Here is a 10,165-nt window from a genome sequence, read left to right as displayed (position 1 = left end):
GCGCCGATGACCGTCGTCGAGATTCGTGCGCCCGGCCCGTTCGCGACGGTGCAGGATCTCGGTCGCCCCGGCTATGCCCATCTCGGAGTGCCACGGTCGGGGGCCGCCGATCGCGGCGCGTTACGTCTGGCAAATCGATTGGTAGGCAACGCCGAAGGGCTCGCCTGCATCGAGACGACACTCGGCGGGCTGCGGCTGCGCGCGGTCGACGAGGTGCTGGTCGCGGTGAGCGGCGCTGTTGCCGACGTCGCCCGCAACGGCATTCCCTACGGCCGCAACGCGGCGATGCCACTATCGGCCGGAGACGAATTATCCATCGGCGCAACAACTTCCGGACTGCGCAACTATGTCGCCATCCGCGGCGGAATCGACATCGAGCCAGTATTGGGGTCGCGGTCGACAGATACGCTGGCGAAACTCGGACCACCAGCGTTGACCGCCGGAACGCGGTTGCCGATCGGCGCGCATGACAATTCGTGGCCCGCGATCGGTGCGGCACCGGTCGATGATCACCTACCTGACGTGGTAGTCCTCGACGCCACCGACGGCCCGCGCACCGATCGCATCGAGAACCTCGCCGATCTGTTCACGACGACCTGGGTGGTCAACACGGACAGCAATCGCGTCGGCGTGCGACTGGATTGTCGCGATAGCGCTTCGGTGCGCACGCGCGCCGACGTCGGCGAGTTGGCGTCGGAAGGTATCGCCCACGGTTCCATTCAGCTCCCGCCGAGCGGTCAGCCGGTGATCTTCCTCGCCGACCATCCAGTCACCGGCGGGTACCCGGTGGTCGCCGTGCTCAGCGCGCGGTCCCTGGATCGGGCGGGGCAGTTGGCACCGGGGAATGTCGTACGACTGCGGCGCGGGTAGCCGACGCCTACCGCCGAAATCTGCGACGTCGACGCCGTCGAGGGAGCATGACCCCAGGCACATCCGAAACCGCAGATTTCAGATAGTCGTTGACACCCTATTGAGACGAATATAGAGTTTCGTCTCATGACTGAGGTACTGCCCGACCCGTCACTCAACGAGACCGAACTTCCGCCTGCTGTCTCCCCCGACGACAAATCCCCCGACGTCACGCCACTCGGACCCGACTCGGCGACCTGGCGCTATTTCGGCGACTGGCGCGGCATGTTGATGGGCCTGTGGTCGGGGTCGATGCAGAACATGCATCCGAAACTGGCCGCCGGCGTCTGGGATCACTCCGACTTCTTCGGCGAACGCTGGCAACGACTACTCCGGTCGATCTATCCGATCGGCGGCGTCGTCTTCGATTTGACCCCCGACACCGGCCGGCAGGTACGCGACTACCACCGCGAGATCAAAGGCACGATGGACGACGGCGGGCGCTATCACGCCCTTGACCCCGACGTCTTCTATTGGGCACACACCACCTTCTGGTACGGCAACGTCCGCTGCGCGGAAATCTTCGGGCCGCCGATCGACGAGGCGACCAAACGTCAACTCTTCGAAGAGTCACGCACCTGGTACGCGATGTACGGGGTAAGTATGCGCCCCTGCCCGGATACCTACGAAGATTTCCAGAAGTACTGGGATCATATGTGCCGCAATGTATTACGCGACCATGCCGCAGTTCGCACCGTACTCGATATCTCCCAGCTCCCGCCGCCGCCGTGGATGTCATGGATGCCGATGCCGCTGTGGAAGTTGCAGGTGGGCCAGGTCCAGAAGATGTTCATGTGGATCACCACCGGCCTTTACGACGAACCAATCCGCGAAATGATGGGCCTGTCCTGGTCCGACCGCGACGAGCGCCTGTTGCGACTATTCGGCAAGACGGTGAACGCCGCGATGAAGATCATCCCACCTCGCTATCGCCGTCATCCGCGCGCCCGCGACGCCGACGACCGCCTGACCGGCCGCGTCCCGGTGGACGCCCCCATCCTCGAAACCCCCGCGCGCAATATGCCGTCGGACGCCCAGCGCGACAACCCGATGCATTACTGCCCGGTGCACGCGCAGCGTCGAGCGAATCTGCCCTGGCAGGCTAACGAGGTCTAGATGTCGCTGCGGTGTCGCGGGGTCACCGCAGCGCCCGGCTCAGCCGCGCATACCCACGCGGTAACGCACGAAGGCCGGCACCGCCAGCGCCGCGATCACGGTCCCAATAATCACCGCGATACCGCCGCCCGCCGTTGCCACCGCGGTGCCGACGGCCGCTGCGGCCACCCCGTGCCCCACGTCGGCGATACGCGGACCACCCGCCACGACGACGATGAACACTCCTTGCAGTCGACCGCGCACGTCATCGCTCGCGGCGGCCTGCAACATCGAGGTCCGGAAGGCGGCCGACGCCATATCGGCGGCACCGCCAATCATCAACGCCACCACCACAATTGGCAGGATGGGCAGCGCCGTCCCCTGTGCGAAGAACAACGCGCCACCCGCGACGGCGATTGATCCGCCCCACAACACGATGCAGATAATCACCGCGAGACCCTGCCGCGATACTCGTGACACCCAGCCGGAGAACACTCCGCCGATCACCGCACCGATGGGAATGGCCGCGAACAGCAGCGCATAGGCCAGACCGCCCTCGGGGTTGTCACCGAAACTCTCATGTGCGATCTGTGGGAAGAGGGCGCGCGGCATACCGAAGATCATCGCGATCAAGTCGACGACAAAGGACATCAATAGCACCGGATGCCCACCCAGATAGACGAATCCGTCCAGAACCGACCGCAGGCCGACCGTCTTGCGCGCACCGACCGCACCGGAACTCAACGGCCGCAATGCCGGTAGCCGGATGACCGCCCAGAGCGTGGTGAGAAGGGAAATGGTGTCGACGAAGTACAGCAGCGAGTAGCCGAGGATGGGAATGAGAACACCACCGACGAGCGGTCCGGCGATCGCGCCGGCCTGCATCACCGTCATATTCAACGAATTGGCCGCGGGCAGTTCCTTCGCCGGTAGCAACCTGGGTAGGACCGCTGATCGCGTTGGCTGATTGACCGCGAAGAACGCCTGCTGCACGGCGAAAATGACAAGCAGGATCCACACATTGTTCAGCCCCAGGACCGCCTGCACCCAGAACAGCGCACTACAGCCGATAAGGCCAACGGTGGTGACCACCAAGATGATTCGACGGTCGAAGGCATCGGCGAGCGCACCGCCCCACAAGCCGAAAACTATCAGCGGCACCAGGCCGAAAACACCCGTCAATCCGACGTAGGCCGAACTCTCGGTGATTTGATAGATCTGCGACGGAACCGCTACCACGGTGAGTTGCGCACCGATGACGGTGACGATGTTGGCCACCCAGAGGCGCCGGAAGAAATCATTACGAAGCGGCGTGGTGTCTGCGAGTAGTCGAGCCATCGCGGCGTCAGGGCTGCAATCGTTCGACGAGCCAGCCGTCGTCAACCAACGTTGCCCGCACGCGATTATGCAGACGGTCGGCACGGCCCTGCCAAAATTCGACGACCCGCGGATCGATCCGATAGCCACCCCAGGTTGGCGGGACCGCAACGGGCTCCGAGCCGTCGACACCGCCGAATCGCTCGGCGATAGCCGCGGCCTTTGCCTCCAACTCCTCACGCGAACCGATCGGCGTCGACTGCGCCGACGCATACGCCGACAGTTGCGAGCCGCGTGGTCGCGACTCCCAGTACGCCTGTGTTTCTGCCGGACTGACTTTGCTCACCGGACCGCGGAAATGCACTTGACGTTCCAGGTTAATCCACGGGAAGGTCGCCGACGCATACGGATTCACTTGCAGCGCTTGACCTTTCGCAGAATCATAACCGGTGAAGAACACCACACCGGTCGCGTCGACGCCTTTACAGAGGACGGTTCGCGTCTGCGGGTGGCCGTCGGCGTCGACCGTGCCGAGCACCATCGCGTTTGCCTCGATATACGACATACTCCGGGCCTGCGCGTCCGAAGTCCCCGCCGGTTCGCCTCCCCGGATGACGTCGGCAAGCCAGCGGTTGAACAGCGCGAGCCAGGGTGGGTCGCCGACCAGCCACGTCACGTCGAGGTGAGCCGCGAGACCGTCGGCACCGGTCGACTCCTCATCAGCGCGGACACCGTAGCCGACGCGCATACCAGCGAGGTCGATGGAATCATCGGATGAATTAGGTGGCACCGTGCGTAATCTACTCGCACTATTGATGAGCCCGACGTCGACTGCCTGTTGTGTCGATCCCATACAATCCGACTCATGACCAACTCGGTACCGCAAGACTTCGTGCCCGGCCTGGAGGGCGTCGTAGCCTTCACCACCGAAATCGCCGAACCCGACAAGAATGGCGGCAATCTTCGGTTCCGCGGCGTCGACATCGAAGACCTGGTGGAAAACAAGGTGACCTTCGCCGACGTCTGGGCATTGCTCGTCGATGGCAAGTTCGGCGACGGACTGCCACCGGCCGAGCCATTCCCGCTGCCGATCCATACCGGCGACGTTCGCGTCGATGTTCAGGCGGCGTTAGCGATGCTGGCCCCGATCTGGGGATACGAACCGCTTCTCGATATCGATGACGCCACGGCTCGCGAAAACCTCGCGCGGGCATCGGTAATGGCACTGTCCTATGTCGCGCAGTCCGCGCGCGGCATTCACCAGCCGGCGGTGCCTCAACGTGTGGTGGACGAATGTGACACCGTCACAGCACGTTTCATGACGCGGTGGAAAGGTGATCCCGACCCCAAGCACATCGCCGCGATCGATGCGTACTGGGTCAGCGCCGCCGAACACGGTCTCAACGCCTCGACATTCACCGCCCGAGTCATCGCCTCGACCGGCGCCGACGTCGCGGCTGCACTGTCCGGTGCGATCGGAGCGATGTCGGGTCCGCTGCACGGCGGTGCGCCTGCTCGTGTCTTGCCGATGATCGAAGAGGTCGAACGTACCGACGACCCGCGCACTTTGGTGAAGGGCATCCTGGACCGCAAAGAGAAGCTGATGGGATTCGGCCATCGCGTCTATCGGGCCGAGGACCCTCGCGCACGCGTATTGCGTCGTACCGCAAAGGAACTCGATGTCCCGCGGTACGAGGCCGCGGCAGCACTGGAGCAGGCGGCGCTGACCGAATTGCGGGAACGCCGCCCGGATCGCGCCATCGAAACCAACGTCGAATTCTGGGCCGCCGTCATCCTCGACTTCGCCGAGGTACCACCGCACATGATGCCCGCGATGTTCACCTGTGGCCGCACCGCCGGCTGGTGCGCGCATATCCTCGAACAGAAGCGATTGGGCAAACTCGTGCGCCCCGCCGCGCTGTACACCGGCGCGGGTCCCCGACGTCCCGAGGATGTCGAGGGATGGGAACTGATCGGCAAGTAGCGCGGGTCGGTTAACGTCGGACGGTCATTGTTCGGCACGGCAGCGACTTCTCATCCAGTGGAATCCGTTGCGCGGTAAGGGTTTACGAGCGCTACTCGACAATGGGCGGCAACCGGGTGAGTCTGAGCATCACTCTCGCCGGGCAGGGCAACGACCTATTCCTCTCGGCGATTACGTCCGGCGGCAGCCAGGCGGTCTTCTTCAAGATGAACACCATGGGTGAAGAGGCGTTTCTCAGCCGGCTGATCGACGCCGTCGAGCGACTCTAGGTTCTCCGCGGGCTGCCGCTCTCAACCGATGTCACGTCGCCCGAACCTCCACCACCCCACACCTGCCGCGGCAACGGCCAGTGCCGACAAGACGACCATCGGTAACCAGCGCATCGGTTCGGCGGGTACCAGCGGCACATGGGCGAACGGCGAGATATCCCGAACCCATTGCGGCAGAGCGAATAACGCGCCGAGCGGGCCAACCAAGAAGGCGACGATAACCACCGGCCACGCCACTGACGTCAATGCGGCCCGAGTTCCGTAGAGCGCGAGAACCACTCCCGCGAGGACCAGTGCAGCCGGAATCTGTACTGCCGCGGCGGCGAACGCGTTCGCGAACGCATCGAACCACCCGCCGGCGGACAATCCGGCAGCGGTGGCGAGTCCGACTGCGGCGCAAGCCATGATCCCGACAATGCCCAGCACCAGCACGATGGCCTGATCGACGATATAGCGCGATCGCGAAATCGGTGTCGCCAGAAGAACTTCGGCCCGACCGGCATTCTCGTCGGCACGAAGCCGCAGTACCAACGTCACCGACCACGCTGCCGCCGCGAATCCCAGATACGACATCATCGTCGCGGTGAACACCGTACCGAGGTCACCGGAACCACCGAGTTTGTGCAGATAATCAGCGATCTGCGGGTTGTCCGCGGCAAGGTCGTCGATCGACGACACCAAGAAGCCAATCACCAACGCGTACACCGTAATCGAAGCCACCCACGAGATGATCCCCGGTCGCGCGAGGTTGGTCGCGACCGCGCGCATCGTCGCCAACCGGGTGGTCGACGCTGGGCCCGGCCGCGGGTGCAGAAGGCCGCCGCTCAAGTCGCGATGCGCGGTCAACCAGACCGCACCGACCACCCCTACGGCGAAGACCGCGAGCGAAGCAAGAGCCGGCCACCACGAGTTGGCTCCAAACGGATCGATTCGTTGCGCCCACCCCATCGGGGTAAGCCACTGCAGCCACTCCCACCCGCTCGCTACGTCGCCGACACCGCGCAGTACATAACCACCCAGAATGATCGACGCTGCAACCATATTCGCGATTCGCGAGGTCGCCGCGAATTGTGCTGCCACCGCAGCCAACCCGGCCGCGGCCAAGGCCGTCGTCGTGTACTGGGCTCCGACCGCCGCGGCCGAGGCGACGTCGGCTCCCAGCGGCATCATGGCGATCGCCATCACCGCGCCGATGAGTACCGAGATCGCCACGGCCACAGCAAGAGCCGACGACAATGGCGCCAATGACCCGGTAGCTCCGGCCCGCACCAACTCCACGCGGCCGAGCTCTTCTTCCTTCCTCGTCAGACGAGTCACCGTGAGGGCGACGCAGACCGCGGTTGCCGCGATCATGAACAGGCCCGCACGCCACGACGCCACAGCGGCGTTGGACTCGACGTGCTGTAGCGGTCCGAGCAGAAAGGCGAAGGCCGCGTTGGTCCCCGCGCTGCCCGCCAACGCGACCTTCTCCGCCGAGCTTCCGTACATATTGACGACCGACGCCGCGGTAGCCAGATTGACGACGAGAATCGCCACGATCGTCACCGGCGCGATGACCCGCTCGCGCCGAATGTTCAGGCGCAGCAAGATATCTGCCGACGCGAATCGGCTGGCCCCACCGTCGGCGACGGTGCCGACAGCCGCGCTCATGACGACGCACCCTGCCCGGCCGGCGCGTCGTAGACATGCAGGAACAACTCTTCGAGGCTCGGGGGTTCCACAGTGAGGGCACGCACCGCCAGCGACCCCAGTGCTTTCGTGACAGTGGAGATTCCGGCGTCGTCGACGGTGAAACTGACCGATCCGCCGGCGGTGACGGCGAAATCTCGTACGCCGCTGACGTCGGCGAGCCGCTGAGCATCGTCGGCGGTGATCGTGACGCGGGATCGTCGTAGATGACGCAACTCGTCGAGCGTCCCGGCGACCACGGTCTTCCCGGCCCGGATGATGGTGACCGTCTTACAGAGTTCCTCTACCTCGGCGAGGATATGACTCGACATCAGCACGGCAGAACCCCGTGCCGCACTGTCACGTACACACTCCACAAAGTGGTTGGCCATCAACGGATCTAGACCGGATGTGGGTTCGTCGAGAATGAGCAACTCGGTGTCGGCGGCGAATGCGGCGACGAGCGCGACCTTTTGCCGATTGCCCTTCGAATAGGTACCGCACTTGCGGGTCGGGTCGAGTTCGAATCGTTCGATGAGTTCGGCTTTACGAGTTGTCGCGCTCGCGCGCACGCCGCGCACCGACAGGAGCAGGTCGATACATTCGCCGCCGGTTAACTGCGGCCACAGGTTGACGTCGCCGGGCACATACGCGATTCGTCGATGGATGGCCACCGCGTCGGCAAAGGGTTGTGCGCCAAATACTTTCACCTGCCCGCCGTCGTGGCGGTACAAGCCGAGCAGAATCCGGATCGTCGTCGACTTGCCGGCACCGTTGGGTCCGAGAAAGCCAGCGACCTCCCCCGCTTCGACCGAAAGATCGAGGCCGTCGAGCGCGGTGAAGCTGCCGAATCGTTTGACAAGTTGTTGAGCGTCAACGACTTTGGTCATCATTGTCCTCCGAAGTATTGAGCAATTCCTGTCGTGCCATGATCGCCGCATCGAGTACCGCACTGTCGAGCAGCACTCCGTGTACCGCCATTTCTGTACCGGCGACGGCAACGCGATCGATATAGCCGCGCAGAATCGCCGTCGAGTCCGACCAGTCGGGCGGTGGGTGCATGACCGTGTCGAGCAGGAGCGCCCCAATCGACACCATCGTCAGGTAGCGGGCGCGGCCCGCTTCGTCCACGGACGGTCTGATCTGACCGTTCGCTACGCCGATCCGCATGCTGTCGGCGGATTCCGCGACCATCCGTTCGAGAAATGCGCGCGCGGTCTCCCCACCCTGCTGGACGGCCCGCAGCATGTAGACGACGTGGGTGCCGCTGCTCTCGGCGTGCTGGAGTTTCGCGAGGAATGAGTTGTAGGCGTCGGTTCCGGTGAGAATGTCTCGGTTGGCGTCGAAGAGCGAGGCCAGCACATGACTGTCGCATTCGGCCTGCAGTCCGGCCTTCGAACCGAAGTGATGGATCACCAAACCGGGGCTGACCTGCGCCGTCGATGCGATCGTTCGTACCGTCGCACCGAACCCGTCGCGGGCGAACACCTCGATCGCGGCGTCGCGCAACCGCGCACGCGCGGTTCGATCATCGGATTCGTCGACTGAACGCATGTTCAGGACGTTAAACGCGTGTTTAGCACCTGTCAAGGGTTGCGGTGGCCACCGCACGACGTCGACTCACCGGGCCTCGATACACGCGCGTCTCGCTGCGCTCGGCGAGCGCACTCGACCATCGGAGGTGGCGATTCCTCTATGATTACGACGATCATGACTATCGCAAACATGGGGGCGCCTGAATGACCGGTCCGAATCCGTATAACTTGAACAAAGATGACGGCCAACCCGCCGCGAATGATCCCGCACAGCAGCAGCCTTCCAAGCAACCCTCAGCTGAGCCGAACGTCGGCTATCAGCAATCCGCCTATCAACCTCCGGGTTATCAGGGTGACCAGCAGCCCGGCTACCAATCTCCGGGCTACCAGCAGCCGGGCTACCCGCAGCCAACGAGTTACCCCGGTTACCAAGCCCCTGGCTATGGGTCCGGCTACCCGGCTGGATATCCCGCTCCAGGCCAGCCGTTCGCGGTCGACAAACGACCCGGCCCGGTGATCGCGGCCGGAATCGTGCTCATCGTGTTCGGTCTACTGGGTGTACTGCTGCGCGCTGCGGCAATCGGTGGCGTTAGCGCGATCGACTCGTCAGATAACGCTGAACTGGCCGGCGGTCTAATCGCCATGCTCATCGGCGCGGTAGCGTGCTTGCTCGCGATCGGTGCGGGCATCATGCTGTTGACCAGCCGGTCGAGGGCCGCTGCGATTCTCGGCACTGTTGCGGCCGCACTCCTCATCTTCACCTGTATCGGCCTGATCGCCACCATCGCCGTCCCGATCCTGCTCTGGACACAGGACTCGGCCAAAGCATGGTTCGCGCCGCAGCCACCGGTGCCGCCGTATGGAGCGCCGCCGCAGTACTGACCGCCGAGCCACGTCGCCTATCCTCGCCCCATCCGGCGATAACGCGACATCTACACATTGGGGGCTCCGATGAGCGGGTCTGATCCGCATGAACCAGACGAGTCCGCAAGTCCTTCGGATCGGATCGATGCGCTCGCCGTCGACAACCCTCCCGGCTCGGTGATCGCCGCCGGTGCCGTGCTGATCGGGTTTGGCGTTTTCGGTGGGGTCTTGCGAATGTTTCTGACCGACCCACACATCATCGGCTACGGATCCCGCATGGGAGGGCTCGTCGTGGTAGTCGCATCACTCTTGGCGGTGGTCGCCGGCGGTAAATTATTGAACAGCCGATGGCGAGGCTATGCCGTCTTCGGCACGGTTGTCGCCGGACTCCTCGCGGTCACCGGCATCGGGATCGTCGCCACGGTTGCCGTTCCGATCCTGCTCTGGCGGCGGGACTCGGCACGGGCGTGGTTCGCACCGCAACCACATGTGCCACTGCCACCGCAGTGACGAGTGGCCCGCCC

General features: G+C 64.1%; 11 protein-coding genes. 6 read left to right on the top strand and 5 right to left on the bottom strand.

What is annotated here, in order from left to right; all coding sequences use genetic code 11:
• Nucleotides 1-6: 6 nt before the first annotated feature.
• Together GOEFS_RS06350 and GOEFS_RS06345 are read left to right on the top strand one after the other, a co-directional pair.
• Nucleotides 7-870, top strand: a complete 864-nt coding sequence (locus tag GOEFS_RS06350) for a 5-oxoprolinase subunit C family protein (RefSeq protein WP_007317070.1) — start codon at nucleotides 7-9, stop codon at nucleotides 868-870.
• Between the two features lie 126 nt (nucleotides 871-996).
• Nucleotides 997-2,025: an oxygenase MpaB family protein gene (locus GOEFS_RS06345; protein ID WP_007317069.1), complete on the top strand. Its 1,029-nt coding sequence runs from the start codon at nucleotides 997-999 to the stop codon at nucleotides 2,023-2,025.
• A gap of 39 nt (nucleotides 2,026-2,064) precedes the next feature.
• On the opposite strand, the gene GOEFS_RS06340 is transcribed toward GOEFS_RS06345, so the two are convergent.
• Both GOEFS_RS06340 and pdxH read right to left on the bottom strand, forming a co-directional pair.
• On the bottom strand, nucleotides 2,065-3,342 hold the full coding sequence (locus tag GOEFS_RS06340) for an MFS transporter (protein ID WP_007317068.1): 1,278 nt from the start codon (nucleotides 3,340-3,342) through the stop codon (nucleotides 2,065-2,067).
• 7 nt (nucleotides 3,343-3,349) lie between these two features.
• Complete coding sequence (pdxH, locus tag GOEFS_RS06335; protein WP_138917912.1) at nucleotides 3,350-4,069, bottom strand: pyridoxamine 5'-phosphate oxidase; 720 nt, start codon at nucleotides 4,067-4,069, stop codon at nucleotides 3,350-3,352.
• Between the two features lie 117 nt (nucleotides 4,070-4,186).
• Here pdxH and GOEFS_RS06330 point away from each other — a divergent pair, with 117 nt between their 5' ends.
• Nucleotides 4,187-5,305, top strand: coding sequence for a citrate synthase 2 (locus tag GOEFS_RS06330; RefSeq protein ID WP_007317066.1), 1,119 nt, complete (start codon nucleotides 4,187-4,189; stop codon nucleotides 5,303-5,305).
• A 26-nt stretch (nucleotides 5,306-5,331) separates the two neighbouring features.
• Nucleotides 5,332-5,574: a DUF6054 family protein gene (locus tag GOEFS_RS23190; RefSeq protein WP_280985271.1), complete on the top strand. Its 243-nt coding sequence runs from the start codon at nucleotides 5,332-5,334 to the stop codon at nucleotides 5,572-5,574.
• 21 nt (nucleotides 5,575-5,595) lie between these two features.
• Here GOEFS_RS23190 and GOEFS_RS06320 read toward each other — a convergent pair whose 3' ends face one another.
• The 3 genes from GOEFS_RS06320 to GOEFS_RS06310 are packed head-to-tail and all read right to left on the bottom strand — an operon-like array spanning nucleotide 5,596 to nucleotide 8,796.
• Nucleotides 5,596-7,224 (bottom strand): ABC transporter permease, encoded by a 1,629-nt coding sequence (locus GOEFS_RS06320; RefSeq protein ID WP_007317064.1) that lies wholly within the window; start codon nucleotides 7,222-7,224, stop codon nucleotides 5,596-5,598.
• Nucleotides 7,221-8,132, bottom strand: coding sequence for an ABC transporter ATP-binding protein (locus tag GOEFS_RS06315; RefSeq protein WP_007317063.1), 912 nt, complete (start codon nucleotides 8,130-8,132; stop codon nucleotides 7,221-7,223). Before GOEFS_RS06315 ends, GOEFS_RS06320 begins: the two co-directional genes overlap by 4 nt.
• Nucleotides 8,116-8,796 (bottom strand): TetR/AcrR family transcriptional regulator, encoded by a 681-nt coding sequence (locus tag GOEFS_RS06310; protein ID WP_007317062.1) that lies wholly within the window; start codon nucleotides 8,794-8,796, stop codon nucleotides 8,116-8,118. Before GOEFS_RS06310 ends, GOEFS_RS06315 begins: the two co-directional genes overlap by 17 nt.
• A 185-nt stretch (nucleotides 8,797-8,981) precedes the next feature.
• Between GOEFS_RS06310 and GOEFS_RS23185 the strand changes: the two genes are divergently transcribed.
• A complete protein-coding gene (locus tag GOEFS_RS23185; RefSeq protein WP_007317061.1) occupies nucleotides 8,982-9,659 on the top strand; it encodes an ABC transporter permease in 678 nt (225 codons plus the stop codon).
• Nucleotides 9,660-9,728: 69 nt separating this feature from the next.
• Complete coding sequence (locus tag GOEFS_RS06300; RefSeq protein ID WP_007317060.1) at nucleotides 9,729-10,151, top strand: hypothetical protein; 423 nt, start codon at nucleotides 9,729-9,731, stop codon at nucleotides 10,149-10,151.
• Nucleotides 10,152-10,165 lie beyond the last annotated feature (14 nt).

Source organism: Gordonia effusa NBRC 100432 (assembly GCF_000241305.1).
Taxonomy (GTDB): domain Bacteria; phylum Actinomycetota; class Actinomycetes; order Mycobacteriales; family Mycobacteriaceae; genus Gordonia; species Gordonia effusa.
Note: the sequence above shows the minus strand (reverse complement) of the source record. Positions and strands in the feature narration are given on the sequence as shown.

Bases quoted from the DNA above. Each gene is read 5' to 3' on its own strand.
- GOEFS_RS06320 (WP_007317064.1), bottom strand. From the start codon at position 7,224: ATGAGCGCGGCTGTCGGCACCGTCGCCGACGGTGGGGCCAGCCGATTC.
- GOEFS_RS06330 (WP_007317066.1), top strand. From the start codon at position 4,187: ATGACCAACTCGGTACCGCAAGACTTCGTGCCCGGCCTGGAGGGCGTC.
- GOEFS_RS06345 (WP_007317069.1), top strand. From the start codon at position 997: ATGACTGAGGTACTGCCCGACCCGTCACTCAACGAGACCGAACTTCCG.
- GOEFS_RS06300 (WP_007317060.1), top strand. From the start codon at position 9,729: ATGAGCGGGTCTGATCCGCATGAACCAGACGAGTCCGCAAGTCCTTCG.
- GOEFS_RS06340 (WP_007317068.1), bottom strand. From the start codon at position 3,342: ATGGCTCGACTACTCGCAGACACCACGCCGCTTCGTAATGATTTCTTC.
- GOEFS_RS06310 (WP_007317062.1), bottom strand. From the start codon at position 8,796: ATGCGTTCAGTCGACGAATCCGATGATCGAACCGCGCGTGCGCGGTTG.
- pdxH (WP_138917912.1), bottom strand. From the start codon at position 4,069: ATGCGCGTCGGCTACGGTGTCCGCGCTGATGAGGAGTCGACCGGTGCC.
- GOEFS_RS23185 (WP_007317061.1), top strand. From the start codon at position 8,982: ATGACCGGTCCGAATCCGTATAACTTGAACAAAGATGACGGCCAACCC.
- GOEFS_RS06315 (WP_007317063.1), bottom strand. From the start codon at position 8,132: ATGACCAAAGTCGTTGACGCTCAACAACTTGTCAAACGATTCGGCAGC.
- GOEFS_RS06350 (WP_007317070.1), top strand. From the start codon at position 7: ATGACCGTCGTCGAGATTCGTGCGCCCGGCCCGTTCGCGACGGTGCAG.